Source organism: Halobellus captivus (genome assembly GCF_003697845.1).
In the GTDB taxonomy this organism is placed as follows: Archaea; Halobacteriota; Halobacteria; order Halobacteriales; family Haloferacaceae; genus Halorubrum; species Halorubrum glutamatedens.
Genome location: NZ_RDQE01000005.1, coordinates 149,276 through 173,552 on the forward strand (window position 1 = coordinate 149,276; position 24,277 = coordinate 173,552).

General features: G+C 69.4%; 21 protein-coding genes. 13 read left to right on the forward strand and 8 right to left on the reverse strand.

Annotation, left to right across the window (positions count from 1 at the left end; translation table 11 throughout):
• Positions 1–142: 142 nt before the first annotated feature.
• The 6 genes from alaS to citZ all read left to right on the forward strand — a co-directional run bounded on the left by alaS (position 143) and on the right by citZ (position 8,385).
• Complete coding sequence (gene alaS / locus EAO78_RS07515; RefSeq protein WP_122105234.1) at positions 143–2,920, forward strand: alanine--tRNA ligase; 2,778 nt, start codon at positions 143–145, stop codon at positions 2,918–2,920.
• An 8-nt stretch (positions 2,921–2,928) separates the two neighbouring features.
• Positions 2,929–3,729 carry an alpha/beta fold hydrolase gene (locus tag EAO78_RS07520; RefSeq protein WP_122105235.1) on the forward strand — a complete coding sequence of 267 codons (801 nt, stop codon included), beginning with the start codon at positions 2,929–2,931 and terminating at the stop codon, positions 3,727–3,729.
• Between the two features lie 100 nt (positions 3,730–3,829).
• Positions 3,830–4,543: a type 1 glutamine amidotransferase gene (locus EAO78_RS07525; RefSeq protein WP_122105236.1), complete on the forward strand. Its 714-nt coding sequence runs from the start codon at positions 3,830–3,832 to the stop codon at positions 4,541–4,543.
• A gap of 102 nt (positions 4,544–4,645) precedes the next feature.
• Positions 4,646–5,164 (forward strand): DUF2062 domain-containing protein, encoded by a 519-nt coding sequence (locus tag EAO78_RS07530; protein WP_122105237.1) that lies wholly within the window; start codon positions 4,646–4,648, stop codon positions 5,162–5,164.
• Between the two features lie 77 nt (positions 5,165–5,241).
• Positions 5,242–7,152 carry a PINc/VapC family ATPase gene (locus EAO78_RS07535; RefSeq protein ID WP_122105238.1) on the forward strand — a complete coding sequence of 637 codons (1,911 nt, stop codon included), beginning with the start codon at positions 5,242–5,244 and terminating at the stop codon, positions 7,150–7,152.
• A 99-nt stretch (positions 7,153–7,251) separates the two neighbouring features.
• The gene (citZ, locus tag EAO78_RS07540) at positions 7,252–8,385 is read left to right on the forward strand and encodes a citrate synthase (RefSeq protein WP_122105239.1); all 1,134 of its coding nucleotides are present in this window, start codon (positions 7,252–7,254) and stop codon (positions 8,383–8,385) included.
• Positions 8,386–8,479: 94 nt separating this feature from the next.
• On the opposite strand, the gene EAO78_RS07545 is transcribed toward citZ, so the two are convergent.
• The 3 genes from EAO78_RS07545 to EAO78_RS07555 form a co-directional block, all read right to left on the reverse strand.
• Positions 8,480–9,736, reverse strand: coding sequence for a digeranylgeranylglycerophospholipid reductase (locus EAO78_RS07545; RefSeq protein ID WP_122105240.1), 1,257 nt, complete (start codon positions 9,734–9,736; stop codon positions 8,480–8,482).
• 179 nt (positions 9,737–9,915) lie between these two features.
• Complete coding sequence (locus EAO78_RS07550; protein ID WP_122105241.1) at positions 9,916–10,779, reverse strand: 2-oxoacid:ferredoxin oxidoreductase subunit beta; 864 nt, start codon at positions 10,777–10,779, stop codon at positions 9,916–9,918.
• On the reverse strand, positions 10,776–12,539 hold the full coding sequence (locus EAO78_RS07555; protein ID WP_122105242.1) for a 2-oxoacid:acceptor oxidoreductase subunit alpha: 1,764 nt from the start codon (positions 12,537–12,539) through the stop codon (positions 10,776–10,778). The genes EAO78_RS07550 and EAO78_RS07555 overlap by 4 nt, the downstream gene beginning before the upstream one ends.
• Before the next feature lie 282 nt (positions 12,540–12,821).
• On the opposite strand from EAO78_RS07555, the gene EAO78_RS07560 reads away from it, so the two are divergent.
• The 3 genes from EAO78_RS07560 (at position 12,822) to EAO78_RS07570 (ending at position 16,256) form a co-directional block, all read left to right on the forward strand.
• Complete coding sequence (locus EAO78_RS07560; RefSeq protein WP_122105243.1) at positions 12,822–13,466, forward strand: FAD-dependent oxidoreductase; 645 nt, start codon at positions 12,822–12,824, stop codon at positions 13,464–13,466.
• Positions 13,467–13,569: 103 nt separating this feature from the next.
• Positions 13,570–15,105, forward strand: coding sequence for a lipopolysaccharide biosynthesis protein (locus EAO78_RS07565; protein WP_122105355.1), 1,536 nt, complete (start codon positions 13,570–13,572; stop codon positions 15,103–15,105).
• 71 nt (positions 15,106–15,176) lie between these two features.
• The gene (locus EAO78_RS07570; protein WP_122105244.1) at positions 15,177–16,256 is read left to right on the forward strand and encodes a sensor histidine kinase; all 1,080 of its coding nucleotides are present in this window, start codon (positions 15,177–15,179) and stop codon (positions 16,254–16,256) included.
• A 25-nt stretch (positions 16,257–16,281) separates the two neighbouring features.
• Here the strand turns inward: EAO78_RS07570 and EAO78_RS07575 are convergent, their stop codons facing one another.
• Positions 16,282–17,388 (reverse strand): pyridoxal phosphate-dependent aminotransferase, encoded by a 1,107-nt coding sequence (locus EAO78_RS07575; protein WP_122105245.1) that lies wholly within the window; start codon positions 17,386–17,388, stop codon positions 16,282–16,284.
• A gap of 189 nt (positions 17,389–17,577) precedes the next feature.
• On the opposite strand from EAO78_RS07575, the gene EAO78_RS07580 reads away from it, so the two are divergent.
• A complete protein-coding gene (locus EAO78_RS07580) occupies positions 17,578–18,069 on the forward strand; it encodes a metal-dependent hydrolase (RefSeq protein WP_122105246.1) in 492 nt (163 codons plus the stop codon).
• A gap of 25 nt (positions 18,070–18,094) precedes the next feature.
• On the opposite strand, the gene EAO78_RS07585 is transcribed toward EAO78_RS07580, so the two are convergent.
• Positions 18,095–18,859, reverse strand: coding sequence for a PHP-associated domain-containing protein (locus tag EAO78_RS07585; RefSeq protein ID WP_122105247.1), 765 nt, complete (start codon positions 18,857–18,859; stop codon positions 18,095–18,097).
• 135 nt (positions 18,860–18,994) lie between these two features.
• Here EAO78_RS07585 and EAO78_RS07590 point away from each other — a divergent pair, with 135 nt between their 5' ends.
• Positions 18,995–19,291, forward strand: a complete 297-nt coding sequence (locus tag EAO78_RS07590; protein ID WP_122105248.1) for a DUF7565 family protein — start codon at positions 18,995–18,997, stop codon at positions 19,289–19,291.
• 78 nt (positions 19,292–19,369) lie between these two features.
• A complete protein-coding gene (locus tag EAO78_RS07595) occupies positions 19,370–20,503 on the forward strand; it encodes an ArsA family ATPase (protein ID WP_122105249.1) in 1,134 nt (377 codons plus the stop codon).
• A 30-nt stretch (positions 20,504–20,533) separates the two neighbouring features.
• Here the strand turns inward: EAO78_RS07595 and EAO78_RS07600 are convergent, their stop codons facing one another.
• Together EAO78_RS07600 and EAO78_RS07605 are read right to left on the reverse strand one after the other, a co-directional pair.
• Positions 20,534–21,178 (reverse strand): DUF2238 domain-containing protein, encoded by a 645-nt coding sequence (locus EAO78_RS07600; RefSeq protein WP_122105250.1) that lies wholly within the window; start codon positions 21,176–21,178, stop codon positions 20,534–20,536.
• Positions 21,175–21,903: a hypothetical protein gene (locus tag EAO78_RS07605; protein WP_238987644.1), complete on the reverse strand. Its 729-nt coding sequence runs from the start codon at positions 21,901–21,903 to the stop codon at positions 21,175–21,177. Before EAO78_RS07605 ends, EAO78_RS07600 begins: the two co-directional genes overlap by 4 nt.
• Before the next feature lie 126 nt (positions 21,904–22,029).
• Here EAO78_RS07605 and EAO78_RS07610 point away from each other — a divergent pair, with 126 nt between their 5' ends.
• Positions 22,030–22,764 (forward strand): DUF2103 domain-containing protein, encoded by a 735-nt coding sequence (locus tag EAO78_RS07610; RefSeq protein ID WP_122105251.1) that lies wholly within the window; start codon positions 22,030–22,032, stop codon positions 22,762–22,764.
• Between the two features lie 34 nt (positions 22,765–22,798).
• Here EAO78_RS07610 and EAO78_RS07615 read toward each other — a convergent pair whose 3' ends face one another.
• Complete coding sequence (locus tag EAO78_RS07615; RefSeq protein ID WP_122105252.1) at positions 22,799–24,181, reverse strand: MBL fold metallo-hydrolase; 1,383 nt, start codon at positions 24,179–24,181, stop codon at positions 22,799–22,801.
• Positions 24,182–24,277: the final 96 nt, after the last annotated feature.

Here is a 24,277-nt window from a genome sequence, read left to right on the forward strand (position 1 = left end):
CGGCGCGCCGTCCCGTCGCCGCCCCGCCGTCGTCCGGATCCTGCGGACTCCGGGAGACGACCGATCCCCCGGATTCGACCGCGCTCCCGCCGATGCCCGCACCCCGGAACCCTTTTGGACGAACACGGGTCAGGACATGGTAATGAGCGATCTCGAAGCGGAGTACCGCCTCGACTACTTCGAGGAGGAGGGGTTCGAGCGAAGGGAGTGTCCCTCCTGCGGGGCGCACTTCTGGACGCGCGATCCCGACCGCGAACTGTGCGGCGAACCGCCGTGTGAGGACTACAGCTTCATCGACGACCCCGGCTTTCCCGAGTCGTACACCCTCTCGGAGATGCGCGAGGCGTTCCTCTCGTACTTCGAGGACCACGGCCACGAGCGGATCGACCCGTACCCGGTCGCGGCGAACCGCTGGCGCGACGACGTCCTGCTGACGCAGGCGTCGATCTACGACTTCCAGCCGCTCGTCACGTCGGGGCAGACCCCGCCGCCGGCGAACCCGCTCACGATCTCACAGCCCTGTATCCGGATGCAGGACATCGACAACGTCGGGAAGACCGGCCGGCACACGATGGCCTTCGAGATGATGGCCCATCACGCGTTCAACACCCGCGAGGACGCCGAGGCGGAGTACGCCTACGAGGGGGAGGTGTACTGGAAGGACGAGACCGTCGAGTACTGCGACGGGCTCTTCGAGGAGCTCGGTGCGGACCTCGAGGAGATCACCTACATCGAGGACCCGTGGGTCGGCGGGGGAAACGCCGGGCCCGCCATCGAGGTCATCTACAAGGGCGCGGAGCTCGCCACGCTCGTCTTCATGTGTATGGAACGGGACCCCGACGGCGACTACGAGATGAAGGACGGGAACACCTACTCGTTCATGGACACGTACATCGTCGACACGGGCTACGGCCTGGAGCGATGGACGTGGATGAGCCAGGGGACCCCGACCGTCTACGAGGCGATCTATCCCGACGCAATCGACTTCCTGAAGGAGAACGCGGGGCTCGCGTACACCGCCGAGGAGGAGAAACTCGTCTCCCGGGCCGCCAAGCTCTCCGGCCGGCTCGACATCGACGACGTCGACGACGTGGAGGACGCCCGCGGCGAGATCGCGGAGCGGCTCGACGTCGACGTCGACCGCCTGCGCGAGCTGGTCGAGCCGCTCGAGTCGATATACGCCATCGCCGACCACTCGCGGACGCTCGCGTACATGTTCGGCGACGGCATCGTCCCCTCGAACGTCGGGACGGGCTACCTCGCGCGGATGGTGCTCCGGCGGACGAAGCGGCTCGTCGACGAGGTGGGCGTCGACGCCCCGCTCGACGAGCTCGTCGACATGCAGGCCGACCGGCTGGGGTACGAGAACCGCGACACGATCCGCGAGATCGTCCGTACCGAGGAGCGCAAGTACCGGAAGACGCTCGAACGCGGCTCGCGGAAGGTCGAACAGCTCGCGGACGAGTACGCCGGCACCGGCGAGCCGATCCCGACGGCGGAGCTGCTGGAGCTGTACGACTCCCACGGGATCCAGCCGGACATGGTCGCGGAGATCGCGGCGGACCGAGGTGCGAGCGTCGACGTCCCCGACGACTTCTACGCGCTCGTCGCCGACCGCCACGAGGAGGTCGACGGCGAGCGGACCGAGGACGACCGCGACGATCGCTTCCGTGACCTCCCCGAGACGGAGAAGCTCTTCTACGACGACCAGGGTCGGACGGAGTTCGAGGCGGTCGTCCTCGACGTGTTCGAGGCCGAGGACGGCTACGACGTGGTGTTGGACCAGACGATGTTCTACCCGGAGGGGGGCGGCCAGCCGGCCGACCGCGGCCAGCTCGTCGAGGGCGAGACTTCCGCCGAGGTCACCGACGTCCAGGAGGTCGACGGCGTCGTCCTCCATCGCGTCGACGCCGATCCCGGGAAGGGGGAGTTCGTCCGCGGGCAGGTCGACGGCGACCGCCGCGAGCGGCTGCGGGCACACCACACCGCGACGCACCTGATCGGGCACGCGGCCCGCGAGGTGCTCGGCGACCACGTCCGGCAGGCGGGCGCACAGAAGGGACTCGACTCCTCGCGGCTCGACGTACGTCACTACGACCGGATCTCCCGCGAGCAGACGAGGGAGATCGAGCGCGTCGCCAACGAGCTGGTTCGCGAGAACGTCCCGGTGCGACAGGAGTGGCCCGACCGCAACGAGGCGGAGGCCGAACACGGCTTCGACCTCTATCAGGGCGGGGTACCTCCGGGAACGAACGTCCGGCTGATCCACGTCGGCGACGCGGACGTCCAGGCGTGTGCGGGTACCCACGTCGACCGAACCGGCGACGTCGGCGCGGTCAAGGTGCTCAAGACCGAGCCGGTCCAGGACGGCGTCGAACGGATCGTCTTCGCCGCGGGCGGGGCGGCCATCGAGGCGACCCAGCGCACGGAGGACGCGCTGTACGACGCCGCGGACGTCCTCGACGTCGACCCGCTCGACGTGCCGGAGACCGCGGATCGGTTCTTCGAGGAGTGGAAGGCCCGGGGCAAGGAGATCGAGGCCCTCAAGGAGGACCTGGCGGCCGCACGGGCCTCCGGCGGCGCCGACGCCGAGGAGGTCGAGATAGACGGCGTCACCGCCGTGATACAGCGGCTCGACGGCGACACCGACGAGCTGCGTGCGACCGCCAACGCCCACGTCGACGACGGGAAGGTCGCGGTGGTCGGCAGCGGCGCGGACGGCTCCGCGAGCTTCGTCGTCGGCGTGCCCGAGGGGATCGACGTGGACGCGGGCCAGGTGGTCGCCGAACTCGCCGGACGCGTCGGCGGCGGCGGCGGCGGCCCGCCGGACTTCGCACAGGGCGGCGGTCCGGACGTCGACGCCCTGGACGACGCGCTCGAGGCCGCCCCGGACGTGCTTCGGACGCTCCAAGAGGCGTAGCTCCGACGATGCCGCACGCCGAAAAGGGCGGCGTCTCGATCCGATACGAGGTCGACGAGGGGCGGTCGGCCGACGGCGAGGCGGTCGTGTTCTGTGGCGACGTGGGACTCGGCGCGTGGCAGTTCGGCTGGCAACACGCCGCGCTCGCGGGACTGCACACGGTCGTCACGCCGGAGACGCGGGGCGTGGGGCGCTCGGACGCGCCGCCGGGGCCGTACTCGGTCGAAACGCTCGCCGGCGACCTCGACGCGGTGTGTGCCGCCGAGGGCGTGCGGAACGCCCACCTCGTCGGGTACGGGCTCGGCGGGATGGTGGCGCTGGCGTACGGACTCGGCTCCTCGCGGCCCGCGAGCCTGACGCTCGTCGGGACGCCGCCGGCCGGCGACGCCTACAACCCGGCCGGGGTGTGGGCGGACCCGTCGGACCCGGCCGCCGTCCGGGGTTCGTTGACGGGGCTGCTCTCCGAGGAGTTCCGGCGGACGCACGCGGACGCGCTCTCCCGGATCGTCGAGTGGCGGCTCGCCGAGGACGCGGACCGCGAGACCTTCGAGGCACATCGTGCGGCCGTCGAGGGGTTCGACGTCGCCGATCGGCTCTACGAGGCGACGTTGCCGGCGCTCGTCGTTCACGGAAACGAGGACGCGGTCTGTCCGCTCCCCGCCGCCGAGACGCTCTCCGAGGGGCTCCCCCGCGGCGAGCTTCACGCGGTCGAGGGGGCACGCCACCTCGTGGGCGTCGAGGCGTCCGCCGCGGTCAACGACGTCGTCGCCGGCTGGCTCTCGGAACACGCGAGCGAACCGAACGCGTGACGGCCCGGACATCGGCGGTTCACGACCGACGTCGTCGGCGACACCGGACGGTTCAGACGCCGCCACAACGGTTTTGAGCCCCTCGCCCGTCGGATCGGGTATGAGTCGTCTCCGATTCGCCCTGCTGAACGCCGCCCACGACGGCGAGCACACCCGCAGGAACTTCCGGCGGGAGCTCGACGCCGACCTCGTCGAGTTCGACGCGACGGACGCACACCTCCCCGACCACACCGGCTTCGACGGGGTCGTCATCACGGGCTCCCGCTCGTCGGTCTACTGGGACGAGCCGTGGATACCGAAACTCGTCGACTACGTCGCCGAGGCGGCCGACGACGGCGTGCCGATACTGGGCGTCTGTTACGGCCATCAGGTGCTCGCGGAGGCGCTCGGCGGCCGCGTCGCCGGCATGGACGGGTTCGAGATCGGGTACAACACGGTCCGGCACCGCGGCGACGACCTGTTCGAGGACGTTCCGGAGTCGTTCACCGTCTTCACGACCCACGGCGACGCGGTCGTCGACCTCCCGCCGGGCGCGACGCTGCTCGCCGAGAACGAACACGGCGTCCACGCGTTCCGCGAGGGGCACTGCTGGGGCGTCCAGTTCCACCCGGAGTACGACGTCGAGACCGCCCGCGACGTGGCCGACGGGAAACGCGACTCGCTTGGTGACGCCCGCGTCGACGACGTCCTCGCCGGGATCACGCCGGACGCGTTCGAGGCCGCCTGCGAGGCGAAGTCGATCTTCGACAACTTCGTCGCGTACGCCGAGGACGTGAAACGGGACCGGGAGGCGACCGCGGCCGCGGACGACTGACCTGCGTCCTCAAGACTCGAGGATGGTTCCGGAATTCCGGGAGAGTCCCAGGGGGTGCCGGGGCCGGTAACTACATTCTCCTCGACGGCGTAGGAGAGAGGGATGATACTCCGTCGGACGAACGAGTGGATCGCTCGGGTCAAAACCGAGATCCAGCACTCGTTCGGCGAGGAGTACACGGTGAGAGAGACGGCCGGAAGCTTCTCCGTGGGCGTGTTCATCACGATGCTGCCCACGCTCGGGACGGGCCTGCTCGTCTTCGTCGTGCTCGCGTGGGCGTTCGACCGGATCAACCGTGCGGCGCTCGTGGCGTCCGTCGTCGTCTTCAATCCCGCGGTGAAGTGGGGAGTGTACGCCGCCAGCTTCACGCTCGGCGTGGCGATCCTCGGCCCCGTTCCGGGCGTGACGCCCGCGGAGGTCGGCGACGTCTCGTTCGCCGCCGGGCCGGAGATCGTGGTGCGGCTCGTCGTCGGGAACGTCATCCTGGCGGCCGTCGCGGCGGTGCCGAGCTACGTCGTCTGTTATCGTCTCGTGGAGGCGTACCGCGCCCGCGACATCGACGTCGTCGAGACGGTCACCGAGGTCGTCGATCTCGACGACGACGTCGACCCGAACGACTGACGCGGGACAGACGCCCGGCGGAACCCCCTTCCGTGCCGGTCGAACACCCTTATACGCTTCCCGCCCGGAACTCGGCCATGAACGTAGTACCGGACACCAGTGCGGTCGTCGACGGCCGCGTGTCCGAACGCGTCGAGGACGGCAGCTACGAGGGGGTGACGGTCGTCGTCCCCGAGGCCGTCGTCGGCGAGCTGGAGTCACAGGCCAACGACGGACTCGAGTCGGGGTGGGACGGACTCGAGGAGCTCAAGCGGCTCGCGGCGTTCCGCGACGAGGGCCGCATCGACCTACGGTACGTCGGCGACCGCCCGAGCGGCGACCAGCGTTCGCACGCCGCCGAGGGCGACGTCGACGCGCTCATCCGCGACGTCGCCGCCGACAACGACGCAACGCTCCTCTCCAGCGACGTCGTCCAGGCGGAGGTCGCCCGCGCGAAGGGGATCGACGTCGAGTACGTCGAGCCGGTCGCCCGCGGCGTCGTCGACGAGCTCCCCATCGAGGAGTACTTCACCGACGAGACGATGTCGGTCCACCTGAAGACGGGGACGAAGCCGAAGGCCAAACGCGGCTCGCTCGGCGAGATGCGCTACGTCGTCATCGACGAGACGGAGACGAGCGAGGAGCGGATGGCCGAGCTGGCGAACTCGATCGTCGACCTCGCACGGCAGTCCTCGGACGGGTTCATCGAGCTGTCCGACGACGGCATGGACATCGTCCAGTACCGCAACTACCGGATCGCGGTGGCGCGGCCGCCCTTCGCGGACGGGATCGAGATCACGGCGGTTCGCCCCATCGCGAAGACGACGCTCGACGACTACGAGTTCGCGGACGAGCTCCGCGAGCGGTTCCTCGAGCGCAAACGCGGCGTGCTCATCTCGGGTTCGCCCGGAGCCGGCAAGTCGACGTTCGCACAGGCGGTCGCGGAGTTCCTCAACGACAACGACTACGCGGTCAAGACGATGGAGAAACCCCGGGACCTCCAGGTCGGCCCGGAGATCACCCAGTACGGCGCGCTCGGCGGGAAGATGGAGAACACGGCCGACTCGCTCCTCCTAGTCCGGCCCGACTACACCATCTACGACGAGGTCCGGAAGACGAACGACTTCGAGGTGTTCTCGGACATGCGGATGGCCGGCGTCGGGATGGTCGGCGTCGTCCACGCCTCCCGCGCGATCGACGCGCTCCAGCGGCTCGTCGGCCGCGTCGAGCTCGGGATGATCCCGCAGATCGTCGACACGGTCGTCTACATCGAGGCCGGCGAGGTCCACACCGTCTACGACGTGACGACGGAGGTGAAGGTGCCCGCGGGGCTCACGGCCGAGGACCTCGCGCGACCGGTCATCCAGGTGTCGAACTTCGAGACCGGCCGGCCCGAGTTCGAGATATACACCTTCAACCGCCAGGTCGTCACCGTTCCGCTGAACGAGGACGGCGAGGACGGCGGGACGGAGACCGGCGTCGGGCGCATCGCCAAACAGGAGATCGAACGGGAGATCCGCTCGGTCGCACACGGCCACGTCGACGTGGAACTGAAGGGTGACGACGGGGCGATCGTGTACGTCGACGAGGGCGACATCGGCACCGTGATCGGCAAGGGCGGCGGCCGCATAAGCGACATCGAGGGACGTCTCGGCATCGAGATCGACGTGCGGACCCACTCGGAGAAGCCGGGCGGTCGCGGCGCGGGCTCGGCCGGGGGCGATCCCGGCGGAAACGGCCGCGGCGGCGCGAGCGGGGGACCCGACGGACAGGTGGGCGAGGAGCGCGGCTCCGTCGTGCAGCCGGAGATCACCTCGAGACACGTCGTCCTCGACGTCGACGCCGGGGTCGGCGAGACGGTCGAGGTCCGCGCGAACGGCGAGTACCTCTTCACCGCCACCGTGGGACAGGGCGGCGAGGTGCAGGTGTCGCGCGGCTCGGCCATCGCCGAGGAGCTGGAGGACGCGATCGATCGGAAGCGGACGATCACCGTCGTCCCCGCCCGCTGACGCGATCGTCGTCGGTCGCCGCTGCGGCGTACCACGATCGTCGTATTCGGTCCTTCCCGAAAGATAACGCTTTTTTGGCGGTGGTCGGAAGGTCATGGCATGTCGAACGAGCTGAAACGCGGGTTGGAAGGCGTCCTCGTCGCGGAGTCGGAACTCAGTCACGTCGATGGGGAGGTCGGGAAGCTCGTCTACCGCGGGTACGACATCGAGGAGTTGGCACGCGGCGCGAGCTACGAGGAGGTGCTTCACCTGCTCTGGCACGGCTCGCTTCCGACGCGCGCGGAGCTCGATGACTTCCGGGCGGAGCTCGCCGCCGAGCGAGCCGTCGACGACGAGGTGCTCTCGACCGTCCGCACGCTCGCGGACGCCGGCGACCGACCGATGGCCGCGCTTCGCACCGCGGTCTCGATGCTCTCGGCGTACGACGGCGACGCCGAGGGGGAGGGCGTCCTCGCGGAGGGCGCACGGATCACGGCGAAGATACCCACCGTCCTGGCGGCCTTCGAGCGCGCCCGTCAGGGCGAAGCGGCCGTCGACCCCGACCCGGACCTCTCGCACGCGGGGAACTTCCTGTACATGCTCACCGGGACGGAGCCGGACGACGTGAGCGAGGAGACGTTCGACATGGCGTTGACGCTCCACGCCGACCACGGCCTCAACGCCTCGACGTTCACGGCGCTGGTGATCGGCTCGACGATGGCCGACGTCTACTCCAGCGTCACCGGCGGGATCGGCGCGCTCTCGGGATCGCTTCACGGCGGCGCGAACCAGGACGTCATGGAGATGCTCCACGAGGTCGACGCGTCCGGAAAGGATCCCGTCGAATGGGTGAGGGACGCGCGAGAGAACGACCGCCGGATCCCCGGGTTCGGCCACCGCGTGTACAAGGTGAAGGACCCGCGCGCGCGGATCCTCGAGGGGAAGCTTCGTGACCTCGCGGACTCCTCGGGCGACCGGAAGTGGCTGGAGTACACCACCGCCATCGAGTCGCATCTCGCCGACGAGGGGCTCGTCGAGAAGGGGATCGCCCCGAACGTCGACTTCTACTCCGGCTCCGTCTACGACGCGATGGGGATCCCGATGGACCTCTACACGCCCATCTTCGCGATGAGCCGCGTCGGCGGCTGGATCGCTCACGTCCACGAGTATCAGGCGGACAACCGGCTCATCCGGCCGCGGGCGCGGTACACCGGTCCCGAGGCGGCCGAGTTCGTGCCGATCGACGAGCGCTAGGTCGGCCGACGGTCGAAACGGCCGGATCGACCGCGGCGAACCGATCCTCCGCGGTGAGTCGGCTACGGCGAATCGACGACGGCGAATCGGTCGATCACGACGACCGGAGCGACTGCGACGACCCGAACCGCTGGCGGAGGTACTTCGTCAGGATCGGAAGGTCGTCGAGGTGGATCAGCTTCCGCATCGCCCGTTTGTCCCCGCGATTGACTGCCGCGAGCGTGTCCTCGTCGGTCCGTCGGAGGTCGCGCATGAGTCGGTCGTACCGCTCGTTCGGCGCGAGGTACAGGAGTTCGGTGAGCACCAGCCGCGAGTTCATCCGCGGGGCCACGTCGCGGTGCCAGAGCTGTTCGTAGATCGCGAGACTCTCGGCGTCGGTCGGGCGGCCGGCGTCGGTGAAACACCGGTCTATCGACATCGCCGCGGCGCGCGCGGACTTCATGCCCTTGTGGATCCCCTCGCCCCACAGCGGGTCAATGGTGGGAACCGTGTCACCGATGGCGAGGAAGCCGTCCGTGTGCATTCGTCCGGGTCGCTGGATGTGTGCCGACCCGCGGTGGACCTTCCCCTCCAGGCGCTCGGCGTCGGCGAAGCGCGGGTCGGACTCGAGCCACCCCTCGAGGTAGCCGTCGATCGTCTTGCCCTCCTCGCCGGCCTCACGGTGGCGGTCGTTCTGGATGTAACACAGCCCGACCTTCGCGCTCTCCTCGCCGGTGGCGAAGATCCACGAGTAGCCGCCGGGAGCGATGTCGTGGTCGAGCCGGAGCATCATCGCCCGCCGGAGGTCGGCGTACTCGGGGTGGTCCAGATCGACGTTCTCCATCTCGTACTCGATGCCGATCGCCTGGTTCTCGCGTTCGAGGTCGACCACGCCGAGCGCGCTCGCGATCGGCGCGGCCGGTCCGGTGGCGTCGACGACGACGTCGGCGTACACCTCCTCGTCCCCGGCGTACCTGACGCCCTCGATGACGCCGTCGTCGTCCAGGATGGGCCGGGACACCCGCGAATCGAAGCGATACTCCGCACCCTTCTCGCGACCGTCGGCGACGAGATACCGCTTGAAATCGGCGAACTCCAACACCGCGCCCGGCTGGTAGGACTCGTAGTAGTCGTTCGGCGACTCCAACACCACGTCGTCGGTGTAGGACATCACGACGTCGTCCGGGATCCCGAACGCGGACATCATCGAGGGGAACGTTCCCGCGGTCGACTTGTTGCTCTGCCGCGGGAACTCGGCTTCGGCCTCCGTCTCGAGAACGACGACGTCGTACCCGCGGGCGGCCAGATCGCGGGCACACTGTGCGCCCGCCGGCCCGGCACCCGCGATCGCGACGTCGTAACGGTCGGACATACCGCGTACATGCCGACCCGTGTAATTAGGTTTGCCGAAACGGGACGGGTTTCCGGGTGAACCCGCCGTCATCGGCCGTTTTTGACCGATCCGGGAGGACGGGATTCGAACGGTGAGGGTGATCGAGATTCGAACGTCGAACGGTACGACCGAAAGGGCGTAACAGGACGCCGCGACGCTCAGTAGAACTCGCGGACCAGGTCGGTCGCGTTCTCGGGGGCGCCGTCGGGAATGTCGGACATGTTCTCGTCGACGCCGTGCTGCTCGTGGTACGGCACCGACTCGTCGTCCCGATAGATGACGCCCTGGTACTCCTTGTCGGAGTCGAGGATGACGTCCTTGGCGGCGTCGTAGTCGGTCGGGTCGTGGTCCGCCTCCGCGAGGTCGACGAGCGAGTCGCGGAAGTAGTCGTAGGTGTCCACGTCGTTGAACGTCACGCACGGCGAGTAGACGTTCACGAAGCCGAAGCCGTCGTGTTCGACGGCCTGCTGAATGATCTCCTGGTGACGCAGGGCGTCCGAGGAGAACGACTGCGCGATGAACGTCGCGCCCGACGCGAGCGCGAGCGCGTGCGGGTTGACCGGGGGCTGTTTGGGGCCCTCGGGCGTCGTCGACGTCTCGAAGTCCTCGCGGGAGGTCGGCGACGCCTGGCCCTTGGTGAGCCCGTAGATGCGGTTGTCCATCACGACGTAGGTCATGTCGACGTTCCGGCGGACGGCGTGGACGAAGTGGCCCGCGCCGATGGAGTAGCCGTCGCCGTCGCCGCCGGCGACCATCACTTCGATGTCGGGACGCGCCATCTTGACGCCGGTTCCGACGGGAAGCGCCCGGCCGTGAACCCCGTGAAGCGCGTAGCTGTGCATGTACGTGCCGATCTTGCCCGAACAACCGATGCCGGCGACGACGAATGTGTTGTCGGGATCGTTGCCCGTCTCCGCGAGGGCCTTCATCATCCCGTTCATCGTCCCGAAGTCGCCACATCCCGGGCACCACGTCGGCTGCTTGTCGGATTTGAAGTCGGTGAATCGAACGTCTGAACTCATTGGGTGGCCTCCGTCCCCGTCTCCAGGGCCTCTCCGATCTCTCGTGCGAGCTCGTCGGCCTTGAACCGCACGCCGTCGTACTTGTTGATCCGGTCGACGCGCTCCAACACGTCGTGTTCGACGAGGTTCGCGAACTGTCCGGTCTCGTTACACTCCACGACGATCACGTTCTCGGCCGCGGCGACGGCGTCCGAGAGGTCCGGCCGCGGGAAGACGTACGGGACCGAGAGCACGCGGATGTCGACGTCGTCCGCCTCGAGCAGGTCGAGCGCCTCCGCGAGCGCGCCCTCGTTCGACCCCCACGTGATCACGAGGTTCTCGGCGTCGGCGTCGCCGAACTCCCGCGGACTCCAGTCCTCGCGTTCCCTCGCCGACTCCACCTTGCGGTTGCGCTTGTCGACCTGCTCGACGCGCATCTCCGTGTCCTCGGTTCGCCGGCCCTGCTCGTCGTGCTCGAGGCCGGTCGACATGTGTGCGCCGTCGACGGTCCCCGGGAACGCCCGCGGGGAGATGCCGTCATCGGTCAGCTCGTGCGGCATGAACCCGCCGCTCTCCGAGAGGTGCTCCTCGACCGACGCGTCGTCGACGACGAAGCCGCGGTCGACCTCCACCTCGTCCATGTCGAAGGTGTCCGGCGCGAACGTCTGTTCGGTGACCGCCATCGAGAGGTCCGCCGTGAGGTAGACGGGGAGCTGGTACTTCTCGGCGAGGTTGAACGCCTCGACCGTCTTCCAGAAGCACTCCGCGACGGTGGTGGGCGCGAGCACGAACCGCGGCACCTCGCCGTGGCCGCCGTACAGCATGTGGTTCAGGTCGCCCTGCTCCTGTTTCGTCGGCATCCCCGTGGAGGGACCCGACCGCATCACGTTACAGATGACGAGCGGGGTCTCCGAGGTGGCGACGAGCCCGAACGTCTCCGTCATCAGGTCGATCCCCGGCCCGGAGGTCGCCGTCATCGCGCGCGCGCCGCCGCGGGCGGCCCCGAGGGCCATGTTGATCGCCGACAGCTCGTCTTCCGCCTGAACGACGTGACCGCCGTACCGCTCGAGGCGGCCGGTGAGGTACGTCATCACGTCCGTCGCGGGCGTGATCGGGTACCCGGAGTAGAACCGGCAGCCGGCCGCGATGGCGCCCATGCCGATCGCCTCGTCGCCGTTGAGCAGGACGTAGTCCTCGTCCGTGGTCTCGAGGTCGTACTCGAAGTCGGCGTCGTACTCCTCGGCGACGTACGACTGCCCGGCGCGGGCCGCCTCCTTGTTGTTGTCGACGAGCTTCTGACCCTTGTCGCCGAAGCGCTTCTCGAGGGCGGAATCGAGGTTCTCGATGGGGAACTCCGCGACCTCACACGCCGCGCCGAGCGCGACGACGTTCCGCATGATCGCCCCGCCGGCCTCCTCGGCGAGCCGCTTGAGCGGCACGTCGATGCCGATCATGCCCTCGGGGATCTCGACGTTCTGCATCGTGGTTCGCTCGCCGTCGTAGATGATCACGGACCCCTCGTGGAGCTCCTCGAGGTTCTCCTCGATGGTCCGTGGAGTCAACGCGATGAGCACGTCGAGTCTGTCCACGACGCTCTGTACCTTGTCGACGGAGGTTCGCACCTTGTACGCGGTGTATCCGCCGCGGATCCGCGAAGCGAAGTCCTTCGACGTGAACACGTGTCGACCCGATCGAGACAGGGCCTGCGCGAAGATCTTGCCCGTCGAGTCGATGCCGTCGCCGGCCTCCCCGCCGACGGCCCAGTTGAAGTCCGCAGCCATTCTATGTCGACGGTTCACTCGGACTCATCAAAAGGCTTCTGGATGGCGGCATCCGGCGGTTATTCAACGTACGTCCTATTTTTCGCGAATATTGTCGCTTTATCGACCTCGGATGCCGGACGAACGCGTAGATGGTGGTCGATCGTCAACCGGATCCGTCGCTATCGACACCGACCGTCGGAGTCCGTTTCGACGTTCGTCGAACCCATCGACCCGACTCGGGCGAACCGGTCCCCCCGACGAGACGAGAACACGTTTGTGCGTCAGGGACCGACGGGGCGTATGGACGCGACAGTCACGGTGACGTCGGTCGAGGAGGTCGGGTCGGACACGTACGCGATCCGGTTCGATACGCCCGCCGGGTTCGACGCCGAGCCCGGCCAGTTCGTGAAGCTGGGGACGGAGATCGACGGCGAGTCAGTCTCGCGTTTCTACACCCTCTCCTCGCCGACGACCGAGGGAACCTTCGAGGTCACGGTCGGGATCGACGTCGAGGAGGGCGGCGACTTCTCGCGGTTCCTCGCCGACATCGGGGCCGGCGTCGAGATGTCGCTCTCGGGCCCCTTCGGCGACCAACACTACGACGGCGAGGGACGCGTCGTGGTCCTCGCCGGCGGCCCCGGCGTTGGACCGGCCGTCGCCATCGCCCGTCGCGCGCTCGACGACGGCGGGGAGGCGGCGGTCGTCTACCGCGACGACGACCCCGCCCACGGGGCCCGCCTCGACGACCTCCGCGATCGGGGGGCGTCGATCGAGACCCTCGACGGCGACGCGGAGCTGACGGCGGCGGTCGGGGACGCGCTGACCGGCGCGGACGACGAGGCCGTCTTCGTCTACGGCTTCGCCGGCTTCGTCGACGACGCCCGGGAGGCGATCGAGGCCGCCGGCGGCGACGCCGACGCCGCGAAGGTCGAGAACTTCGGATAGGGATCGACGGGAACCGGCACGCCTCGCCGGAGACGCGGAGCGAACCGCTTAATCCGCGGACGACGCTTCGGTCGGACGAACCACCGTGGGAACCGACACGACGATGGAGGCAGGTGAGGAGATCCCGGAGGACGAACGCGACGCGCTGGTGACGATCGCCGGCGGAGCCGTCGTCACGTCCGGCGCCTTCTCGACACAGCGGGGGCTGATGACCGCGACGGAGTTCGTCCTGGCCCGCGGGCTGGGACCGGCGACCTACGGCGTGTACGCGCTCGCGTGGCGGATCGCCCAGGTGCTCGTGCGGCTCGTTCCCTTCGGAAGCGTGCCGGCGCTCCAGCGGTTCGTTCCGGGTGCCGACGATCCGGCCTACCGGTCCCGGGTGGTCGGGCTGGCGTACGCGACGACCGCGACCGTGGGGCTGGCGATGGCGCTCGGCGTCTGGGTCGCCGCCCCGCGGGTGAACGACCTCACCGTAACGGATCCGGCGTTCCCGCCGACCATGCGGCTCTTCGGCGTCCTCGTCGGCCTGATCGGCCTCGTCACCGTCACCGGGGCGGTCTTCCGGGCGATCGGCTCGGCGCGGGGCGAGGTCCTGTTCAACAAGCTGCTCCGGCCGGCGGTCCGGCTCGTCGGCGCGGCCGGCGCGGTGGCGCTCGGCTACTCCGTCGTCGGCGTCGCCGGCGCGATAGTGGCGTGTACCGCGCTCCTCGTCGGCGTCGGCGTCCCCGTCTCGATGCGTGCGACGGGCATCACCCCGACCCTCCGTGGCGCGCGCCGCGAGGTCGGGCGGTTCTACGACCACGCCGCGCCGGTCGCGATGAGCAGCCTCGGGAAGGTGTTCCAGAACCGGATCGACGTGCTGCTCGTCGGGGCGCTCCTCACCGCGGTCGCCGCCGGGGTGTACAACGTCGTCCTCGTGTTGGTCTCGATCGCGTGGATCCCGCTTCTGTCCTTCAATCAGCTCCTCCCGCCGGTCGCCTCCGAGCTGTACGCGGACGACAGAATGGCGACGCTCAACGCGGTGTACTCGTCGGTAACCCGACTCATCGTCACCACGGTGCTCCCGGTGATCGCGACGCTCGCCGTGTACGGCGAGCCGCTCCTGGCGCTGTTCGGGGAGACGTACGTCCGCGGGTACCTCCCGCTCGTGGTCTACCTCGGCGGGGTGTTCGTCGGCAGCGCCGTCGGCGCGACGGGCTGGCTCCTCATGATGACGGACCACCAGTACGCGCGGATGGCGCTCGACTGGCTGCTCGCCGCGCTCAACGTCGGGCTGACCTACGCGTTCGTGCTCCGGTACGGGCTCGTGGGAGCCGCGCTCGGCACCTCGATAGCCATCGCCGTCCAGAACGGACTCCAAGTCCTGCTGCTCCGTCGGTTCGAGGGGTTGTGGCCGTTCGACCGGACGTTCCTCGTCCCGCTCTCGGCCGGAGTCGTCATGGGGGCCGTCATGCTGACCGTCCGGACCGCCGTCGACGGAGCGTCCGGCGCCGCGGCCGGGACGGTCGTCGGGCTCGTTGCCTACCTGCTCACCCTGCATGCGGTGGGTGTCGACCCACGGGACCGGTTCGTCGTCCGCGAGCTCGCCGCGCGATACCGGGAGGCGGTCCGCGACCGGGGGCTTCCGACGCGGCGGTGAGCCACGTTCGAACCTTGCCGGATCAGAGGAATAAATATACACCGTTCGCCCGAGACGTCCGATCGAGAGCCATGGCAGCTACCGGGAGTCCGATGTCGATCCTCCTCGTCGGCTCCGACGCCGACGCGGCCGGGAGCGTCGCGGCCGGACTCGAAGGCGAGGACGACCGGCTCCGGGTCGATCCGATCGCGGACGTCGACGGCACGATCGAGCGGGTCGCGAACGGGAGCGACGACGCGGTCGTCGCCGTGCTCGATCGGCCGGAGGAGGGCGGTCTCCGGCTCGTCGAGCGGCTTCGAGCCCGCGATCCGGAGCTTCCGGTCGTCCTCTACGCCGACGGGGGAACCGAGGACGCCGCCGCCGAGGCCCTCGCGGCGGGCGCGACCGACTACGTCCGAACGAGCCCCTCGATCGAGGGGTACGTCCTCCTCGCGCGTCGGGTCACGAGCGCGGTCGAGTCCGCCCGCGCGATACGCGAGGCGGAGCGTCGCCGGGACCGCCTCGAGCGGTTCGTCGAGGTCGTCTCACACGACCTCCGCAACCCGCTCAACGTGGCGCAGGGGCGACTGGACCTCGCCCGGGGCGAGTGCGACAGCGAGCACCTCGAGCCGGCGGCCGACGCGGTCGACCGAAGCCTGGCGCTCGTCGCCGACCTCCTGACGCTCGCCCGCGAGGGACGGACCGTCTCGAGGGTCGAGCGCGTCACCCTCGCGGACGCGGTCGAGGAGTCCTGGGCGAGCGTCGAGACGGGCGACGCGACGCTCGTCGTCGACCCCGAGGCCGATCGCGAGATCCGGGGACATCCGGGACGGACGAGACAGCTCCTCGAGAACCTGCTCGGAAACGCGGTACGGCACGGCGGGGACGGCGTGACCGTCCGCGTCGAGATCGTCGAGCCGATGTACACCACGACGCGGGCCGTCGACGGCGGTGGAGCCGGGTTCTACGTCGCCGACGACGGCCCGGGGATCCCGAAAAACGACCGCAAACGGGTGTTCGAGACCGGCTACACTACCGCCACCGACGGCACCGGGTTCGGGCTCAACATCGCGAAGGAGATCGCCGAGGCGCACGGGTGGGAGATACGGGCGACGGCGAGCCGCGAGGGCGGAACGCGGATCGAGGTCACCGGCGTCGACGTCGTCGGATGAGGGCGGACACGCCGGGATCGGGTCCTCACTCCTCCGAGAAGTAATCGACGAGCCGCTCGGCGGCCTCCAGCGACCGTGGGGTCACCATGGCGAACCGGATCCAGTCGTCGCGGGCGGTTCCGAACGTGTCGCCGGGCATCCCCGCGACGCCCGCCTCGTCGATCAGCCGTTTCACGTTCTCCATCGTCCCGGGGAAGCCGTCGAACCGCGCCAGCACGTAGAAACCGCCGTCGGGGCGCGCGTACTCCGCGCCGGCCGTGTCGAGCGCCTCGGTGAACGCGTCGATCCGATCGGCGAGCCGCTCGCGGGCCTCCGCGTAGTACGCCGGCTCCGTCGCCTCCAACGCGTGTGAGACCGCGTACTGGGCGGGTCGCGAACCCGCGACGTTCACGAGCATGTGTCGCGTCTTCGCCGCGTCGACGTGCTCGTCGGGAAGGATCGCGTAGCCGACGCGAAAGCCCGTGATCGCCATCGACTTCGAGAAGCCGCTCGTGACGATCACCCGATCGGAGCCGAGCGAGAGCGCCGACTCGAAGCTCCCGGTGTGGTCGAATCTGTCGTACACCTCGTCGGCGAGGACGAGCGCGTCGACCTCGGCGGCGATCTCGACGACCTCGCGTATCTTTCCGATATCGTAGACGGCCCCCGTGGGGTTGTTCGGCGTGTTGAGGACGACGAGCGTGGTCTCCTCGCTCGCCGCCTCGCGGATCGCGTCGACGTCGAGTCCGCCGTCGCGCTCGGTCGGAACGAGCGTCGGTTCGCCGCCGAGCAGCTCCGTCTTTCCGGGGTAGTACGGGTAGACTGGGTCCAAGAGCAGCGCCTCAGAGCCCGCGCCGCGCTCGAGCGCCCGGGCCATCCCGAGGTAGTTGGCCTCGCCCGTTCCGTTTGTGAGAATTATCCGATCGACGTCGATGCCCCGTCGGGCGGCGATCGCCTCGCGGAGGTCCAGGATCCCCTCGCTCGGCGGGTACTGGAACTCGGCGGGCGGCAGCTCCGCGTACGCCGCCAGCGCCTCGCGGAGCGCGGTCGGCGGCTCCCAGTCGGGGTTGCCGCTCACCATGTCGATGACGTCGCGGTCGGCCTCGATGCCGTACTTCATCACGTGAAAGAACTTCGGCTCCTCGTACTCCATGTCGGACCCAGGGGAGCGCCCCCCGTGGCTCTTTCGACGCTGGCAGAAGCGGGCGGGGGCGGCCGACAAGGGTCACGAACGGAGCACTGCGACCGACGACGACCACGACCGGGACACTGCGACCACGACCTGCGGCGATCCCGTCCCGCGATCCGTGCCTTTTCAGTGGATGCCGCGAGAGACCGGGGTATGAACAAACGCGGCCACGTGTTGAACGCGCTGCTTCTCGCCGTCGGGCTCGGCTTCGTACTGGAGCCGGGAGTCGACGTCGACACCGCCCGGAAGGTCGTCCAGATCACGGTTCCGATCGTGTTGGGGGCGCTGTTCCCCGACGTCGACACGGCCTTCGGGAAACACCGGAAGACGCTCCACAGCCTCCCGGTGCTCGCGGTCGTCCTCGCGTACCCGGTCGTCTTCGACAACCTCCACTTCGTCTGGGTCGGCGTGTTGACCCACTACGTCCTCGACCTGGTCGGCAGCCGCCGCGGGATCGCGCTCTTCCACCCGCTCTCGGACGAGGAGTTCTCGTTGCCGTTCGGCGTCACCACGAGCAGCAAGTACGCCGACCTGGTGACCGTGATCATCACCGCCCTCGAGATCGCGGCCTTCTGGGCGGTCACCACCTACGTCGTCTCGCTCGACGTGGACCTCTCGTCGGCGACCGCCGGGATCGGGATCTGACGCCGCCGATGCCTCTCACGGTTCGCTACTCGTAGACGGCAACGTCGTCGAACCGGCCCTCGTAGGCGACGTTGGAGGGGAGCGTCGGCGCCTCTCCGGAGAGGAAGAGTCGGTCCGCTTTCGCCCAGGTGTTCTCGTAGGCGAGATGGCCGAACTCGATGAGGCCGCGGAGCCGGTGGCCGAGGCCGCCACGGTGAACGACCGTCCGCGGGCGTCCCTCGCGGAACGCCTCGACGACCGCTTCGGCGTCGGGGAGGTCCCTCTCGAACGCGGTCCACGCCTCCCCGACCGTCGGCCGGAGGTGTGCGTACGAGGAGCCGAATCCGTGGAGGTCGAGGTCGTCCGCGATGTCGCGTGCGCGGTCGTTCTGGTGTGAGAGCAGCTTCGTGTTGTACGTCTCGACGGCGTGGACCCGAGAGTCGTGGGCCGCGAGTTCGGGTCGAGTGAGCGAGATGGTCGCGAACGAGGGGTGCGGAACGAGCACCGCGGCGTCCTGGCGTTCGAACTCCGCCATCGCTCCCTCGAACGTGATGTAGTCGGGAACGGGCTCGGAGAGACCGATCACGAGGAGGTGTCGACGGTTGCCCCAGTCGCCGGTGAACACCTCGCGTCCGGGGACCACGGTCAGATCGTCGTCGGAGAAGCGGGCCGCACGCTCGTGGACCGTCGGCAGTCGAGTGAAGTGAGGCGCGTACACGAGCGCGTCGATCCCGCGCTCCTTCGCGCGGGCGACGACGCGGTCGTCGAGGACCTTGACGTGGGCGTCGACGCGCGTCCGGGCTCGGCTCACGATCGGAGGTACGCGTAGCCGCCCAAAGACGTATCGTTCGCGGTCGACGATCGGTCTCGGACGACCGGCGGGCGACCGACGGACGCCCGCGGCCTCGGGGGAAACCGTTAATCCGCTCGGCGGGAACCGTGGAGTATGGTTCCCTGGGCGTGCGGCATCGACGGGTGTGACGCCGTCTTCGAGGACGTGGAGTCGGCCGTTCTCCACCAGACACGAGAACACCAGCGCCACGAGTGTAAGGTGTGCGGCACGATCGTCCCGGACGGCTACTTCGCGATCCGGCACGCGTTCGACGAGCACACCCGCGCGGAGTACGTCCGCGCGTACGACGCCGACTCCGCGGCGGTTCGTCGGCGCGAGCAGGTGAAACGCGAGATCGAGACCGAGGCGAACCTCCAGACCGTCGTGGATCGGCTCGACGAGTCGCCGTAGACGGATCTCCTTCTCACGCGGTCGTCGTTCCGCGACCGGACCGACGGGTACACAAGCGCGCCGCCGCCAGTGGCGAGCATGGACGACATCGACGTCGAGCCCGTCGACCGTGTCGACGACGAGGACGCCGCGGGCGACGCCGGGGCCGACGAGGACGCGAACGTGGAGGCGGTCGCGGGCGAGGACCTCCCTCGGGGCGTGGACGCGCCGGAGTACGTGCTGTACGGCGGAAAGGGCGGCGTGGGGAAGACGACGATGGCGGCCGCGACCGGGCTCTCCTCGGCGGCCGGCGGCGTCCCGACGCTCGTCGTCTCGACGGATCCGGCCCACTCGCTCTCGGACACCCTCGGGATCGACGTGCCCGCGGAGCCCGCGGTGGTCCACGAGGACGTGCCGCTTTACGCCGCCGAGATCGATCCCGACGCCGCGATGGAGGAGGGGATGTTCGGCGCGGACGGCGACCCGCTCGGCGGACTCGGCGAGATGGGCGAGGGGATGGGCGGCGCGGGCGACGGGAGCGGCGTCGGGGAGCAGGGTGGGGACGCCCCCGGGCTGCTCGGCGGGACGATGCCCGGCGCCGACGAGGCCGCGGCGATGCGGCAGCTACTGGAGTACCTCGACGATCCCCGGTTCGATCGGGTCGTCGTCGACACCGCGCCGACGGGACACACCCTCCGACTCCTTCAGCTGCCCGAGATCATGGACTCGATGATCGGCCGCGTGATGACGCTCCGCCAGCGGTTCTCCGGGATGATGGACGGGATCAAGGGGATGTTCGGCGGCGACGACGAGGAGGGGGACCCGAGCGCCGACCTGGAGGAGCTTCAGGCCCGGATCGAGCGCCTCCGGAACGTGTTACGCGATCCGGACCGGACCGATTTCCGCGTCGTCGCCATCCCCGAGGAGATGAGCGTGGTCGAATCCGAGCGACTCGTCGCCCGCCTCGACGAGTTCGAGATCCCGGTGAACACGCTCGTCGTCAATCGCGTGATGGAGCGGGTGAGCGACGTGGCCGACGTCGACCCCGAGTGGATCGTCGAGCCCGACCCCGAGCACTGCGAGTTCTGCGCGCGACGCTGGGACGTCCAGCAGGCCGCGCTCCGGGACGCGACCGACCTCTTCCGCGGCCGCGACGTGAAACGGGTGCCCCTCCTGGCGAAGGAGGTTCGTGGCGAGGCCGCGCTGCGGGTGGTCGCGGCGTGTCTCGACTGACTGACGACGGTGGAGGCGCCCCGAAACGCCTCACTCCCCGGAACCGCCCGACCGCGCGAGGAGGCCCTCGCGGACCCGCTCCGCGACGCCGGTGAGGTGTGCCTGTCCGAACGTCGCCACGAGGAGCGCGCCGACGGAGTTGTACATCAGGTCGAGGACGGTGTCGTCGAGGCCGTGTTGGGCGAGCGGCATGGTGATACCGGTCGCACCGGCGATCACGTCGAGCCCGAACTCGAACAGCTCCCAGACGACGCCGAACGCGAGAACGACGAGGAGGATGAAGACGAACGCGAAGCGGTCGGGGATCCGGATCTCGTCGCTGTGGAGGTCGACGGCGCGCAGCGTCGTGTATCCGACGCCGGCGACGAGCGAGGCCGAGAGTGAGTGGGTGAGGTGATCCCACCACGGGATCTGCGTGTAGAACCAGGCCGACCCGATGGCGTGGAGGAAGACGGCGCTCGTGATCCACAGCGCCAGCCAGGGGTCGAGCGGGACCTCGTAGTTGCGTTCGAGGGCGGCCGGAACGAACGTGATGAGCAGCGCGATCCCGCCGTTGGAGATGGCCTTCGGCGCGCCGGCGACGACCCCGTAGAGGACGATCCCGACAAGGACCGCCTGCATCGTCCGGGAGAGTCGCTTCTGGTTCCGGATCGACGGCCGCGGGAGCAGCGTCATCGGCGCACTACCCGCCGGAGCACGCGGCGGAGCCGCCGTCCGCGGCGCCGGAAGTAGACGTCGAAGAGGATCCCGGCGGCGAGCCCGGCGAGCGTCACGTAGATCCACTCGACCATCAGCGCCTCGTTCGTCGTGAGGTACGAGGTGCCGTAGCGACGGTCGAGGTTCCACCTGAGGATCGACCAGGCGGCGGCGGTGGCCAGCGTCGTCATCACGACGAGGACGACGGCGAACCAGTGGGTCACCCGCAGCGAGGAGAACATGTGGAGGTCGACCGTGATCACGAGCGCGAGCGCCGCGATCGCGAGGTAGACCGCGAAGACGCCCAGATCCCCGCCGAAGAGCGCACTGACCAACACCGGCAACAGCGCGATCGCGAGCAGCTCCCACGGGAGCATCGCTCGCGGGTCGCGCGCCGCAACCGCGGGGGCGACGACGACCGCGACGACGGCCGCGGTGAGAGCCATCGAGAGGAGGTCGAACTCGAGCAGACTCTCGAGGAACGTCCCGACGAGCACCGCGACCATCGCCCAGGCGATCAGCGCGTTCGTCCGCCCGCTCCGGAACAGCTGGTCGGCCCACTCCCCGTCGACCGCGTCCTCGACGAGTGACTCGATAGGCCCGGGTGATCCGTCGTCAGGTGCTCCCTCCGTCCCGTCCGGTCCACCGTCCGCCTCGTCCGGTTCCCCCTCCGTCCCGCCAGGTCCGGATCGGTCGACATCCATACGTCTCCTGTGTGCGGCATCGACTAATATGGGTCGCTCCGCCCGGACCGACCGCGGCGGGCTCGAGAGGGGAGGGGAGCGAACCCGAACGGACGGCCTTTTATTCACCACGCGTCTCCGACAGGTATGAACTGCCGGCGGTGTGGGACGCCCCTGGAGAAGCCCGGGGACTACTGTCTGACCTGTAACACCGCCAACAGCGACGCGGTCGTCGTGGCGTTCTCCGAAGCGCGTGCGGAGCTGACGATGCTCGAGGAGGACGACGTCGTCGGGCGGACGGCGATCACGACTCGCCCGGAGGACGACGAGGAGCTGAGCCACGTCCAGCTCCGCAACTTCGCCGGGCGCGTCGCCGACGAGATCCGCCGGAAGCGTCCCGAGACCGTGTACGCCGCCGGCGCTCGCGAACCCTTACGCGAGACGCGCGCACAGCTCCACCACGAGTTCTATCGCGTGCCGGACGGGGACGTCGACGACGTCGTCGACTGGGTACTCGACCGCCGCGGCGACCGCGCGCTGGCGGTGGTCGAGACGCCGCCGCGCGAGAAGATCGGCGGCTCCCACTCGACGCTAATCGGCGACCGGAAGGGTCGACGGGCGATCCGGACGGTGGCCGAACACCCGCACGTGAAGAAGGTCGTCCCCGGCCCGATCGACGCCGGCGGCACCGGCTCGCGGACGGGACTGCGCGCGAAGGCGACTCGCGCGGGCACGAACGGCAACGTCCGGCTCCTCCTCCGCGACGGCTCAAGCGTCCAGGAGAACCGGATCGTCACGACCGCGATGGACCGCGAGACCGGCGAGCGCGTCCGGGAGGACCTGAACGAGGCGTTGCGGGAGGCCGATCTGCAGGACGAGTGAGCTTCCGGGTCCGGCTCCGCCGTCGGTCCCGCTCTCAGTCGTCCGCCTCGGGCTCCGGAGCGGGCTCGGCCGCACAGCGGTTCGGGCCGAGTTCGAGGTCGGTCGCGGCGACCTCGTCCGGCGGCGATTCGACCCCGCGGTTGGCCGCGATCACGTCGCCGTAGTTCGGCGGCTTCTCCGGCAGTGTCGCCGTTATCTCCTCGACGAACGCCTCCAGGTCGCACCCGAGCAGGTCGATCCCGGTCCGGGCCGCGCCGACCGTCGTCGCCACCGGCTCGCCCGGAACCACGTTCCCGGTGGTGCCGTCGTTCGCGACCGAGAAGTGCCCTGGCAGCACGACGACGCCGTCCGGCTCCGCGAGCAGGGTGCCATGGAGCGAGTCGTAGAGCCGCTCCGCACCGCGTCTCGCGCCGGCCGTTGCCCGTTCGTCCGTCGTCTCATCGTTCCCGTCGCCGACGTCCCCGTCGTTCCCGTCGCCGACGTCCCCGTCATCTCCGTCGTTCCCCACTCCGCCGTCCCCGTCGTTGCCCTCGTTATCCTCCTCGCCCGCCGCGAACTGGAGCTCCGTCCGCCCGACTCTGTCGGTGAAGAGGGTGTCGCCCGTGAGGACGGCCGACCGGCCGACGAGGTAGCTCGCCATGTCGTCGGTGTGGCCGGGCGTCGCGAGCGCCTTCACGTCGATCCCGCCGACGTCGAGGGTCGCGTTGCGTTCCATCGGCTCGAACTCGTAGGCCACGTCGCGCATCTCGGCCGCCGCCGGGAGGAGATATGGAACCCCCAACTCGTCCGCGAGGGCACGGCCGCCGGAGAGGTGGTCGGCGTGGACGTGGGTGTCGAGCACGGCCGCGATCGACGCGTCGTGCTCGGCGGCCGCGGCCCGCCACTCCTCGCCGTGTCGGGAGACGTCGACGGCGACGGCGACTCTGGAGCCGTCGGAACCAGCGACGGAGACGCGGGAGTCGTCCTCGTTCTCGTCCCCGTATCCGCCCACGACGAGGTACCCCAGACACCCCTTCGCGCGGCGCTGGATCTGGACGACGTCGAGGGGCCCGTCGCCGGCGTCGGACAGCGGGACCGACGCGTGGTCGTAGACGGCCGACCAGCCGCGCATGCCGTCGTCGATGGCGTACACGTCGTCGTAGCCGGCGGCCGCGAGGTCGTCCGCGAGCGCGTGTGAGGACTTCCCCTTCGCGCAGACGGTCACGACCGCCTCCGTGGGTCCGATCCCGGTCGCCCTCTCGAACTCGTCGCGGTCGAACGTGTGGAACGGCTTGTAGACGTAGTTGATCGAGTCGGCGATCCGCCAGCCCTCGTAGCTCTCCGCGGGACGGGTGTCGACGACGGCGAAGGAGCGCTCTCCTCGTCGTGCCGCGTCGACCATGTCGCGGAACTCGTCGGCGGTGATCGTCTCGACCATGACGGAGTATTGATCCGGACGGACAAAAGCGCTGTTCCCGGTGACGAGCGAAACGAATGCATCGTGAAACCCCGAGGCGCGCTATGCCCCGAGGTC

Bases quoted from the DNA above. Each gene is read 5' to 3' on its own strand.
- EAO78_RS07575 (WP_122105245.1), bottom strand. From the start codon at position 17,388: ATGGAGTACGAGGAGCCGAAGTTCTTTCACGTGATGAAGTACGGCATC.
- EAO78_RS07555 (WP_122105242.1), bottom strand. From the start codon at position 12,539: ATGGCTGCGGACTTCAACTGGGCCGTCGGCGGGGAGGCCGGCGACGGC.
- EAO78_RS07600 (WP_122105250.1), bottom strand. From the start codon at position 21,178: ATGACGCTGCTCCCGCGGCCGTCGATCCGGAACCAGAAGCGACTCTCC.
- EAO78_RS07560 (WP_122105243.1), top strand. From the start codon at position 12,822: ATGGACGCGACAGTCACGGTGACGTCGGTCGAGGAGGTCGGGTCGGAC.
- EAO78_RS07545 (WP_122105240.1), bottom strand. From the start codon at position 9,736: ATGTCCGACCGTTACGACGTCGCGATCGCGGGTGCCGGGCCGGCGGGC.
- EAO78_RS07525 (WP_122105236.1), top strand. From the start codon at position 3,830: ATGAGTCGTCTCCGATTCGCCCTGCTGAACGCCGCCCACGACGGCGAG.
- EAO78_RS07605 (WP_238987644.1), bottom strand. From the start codon at position 21,903: ATGGATGTCGACCGATCCGGACCTGGCGGGACGGAGGGGGAACCGGAC.
- EAO78_RS07610 (WP_122105251.1), top strand. From the start codon at position 22,030: ATGAACTGCCGGCGGTGTGGGACGCCCCTGGAGAAGCCCGGGGACTAC.
- EAO78_RS07550 (WP_122105241.1), bottom strand. From the start codon at position 10,779: ATGAGTTCAGACGTTCGATTCACCGACTTCAAATCCGACAAGCAGCCG.
- EAO78_RS07530 (WP_122105237.1), top strand. From the start codon at position 4,646: ATGATACTCCGTCGGACGAACGAGTGGATCGCTCGGGTCAAAACCGAG.
- EAO78_RS07535 (WP_122105238.1), top strand. From the start codon at position 5,242: ATGAACGTAGTACCGGACACCAGTGCGGTCGTCGACGGCCGCGTGTCC.
- EAO78_RS07520 (WP_122105235.1), top strand. From the start codon at position 2,929: ATGCCGCACGCCGAAAAGGGCGGCGTCTCGATCCGATACGAGGTCGAC.
- EAO78_RS07580 (WP_122105246.1), top strand. From the start codon at position 17,578: ATGAACAAACGCGGCCACGTGTTGAACGCGCTGCTTCTCGCCGTCGGG.
- EAO78_RS07590 (WP_122105248.1), top strand. From the start codon at position 18,995: ATGGTTCCCTGGGCGTGCGGCATCGACGGGTGTGACGCCGTCTTCGAG.
- EAO78_RS07565 (WP_122105355.1), top strand. From the start codon at position 13,570: ATGGAGGCAGGTGAGGAGATCCCGGAGGACGAACGCGACGCGCTGGTG.
- citZ (WP_122105239.1), top strand. From the start codon at position 7,252: ATGTCGAACGAGCTGAAACGCGGGTTGGAAGGCGTCCTCGTCGCGGAG.
- alaS (WP_122105234.1), top strand. From the start codon at position 143: ATGAGCGATCTCGAAGCGGAGTACCGCCTCGACTACTTCGAGGAGGAG.
- EAO78_RS07570 (WP_122105244.1), top strand. From the start codon at position 15,177: ATGGCAGCTACCGGGAGTCCGATGTCGATCCTCCTCGTCGGCTCCGAC.
- EAO78_RS07615 (WP_122105252.1), bottom strand. From the start codon at position 24,181: ATGGTCGAGACGATCACCGCCGACGAGTTCCGCGACATGGTCGACGCG.
- EAO78_RS07595 (WP_122105249.1), top strand. From the start codon at position 19,370: ATGGACGACATCGACGTCGAGCCCGTCGACCGTGTCGACGACGAGGAC.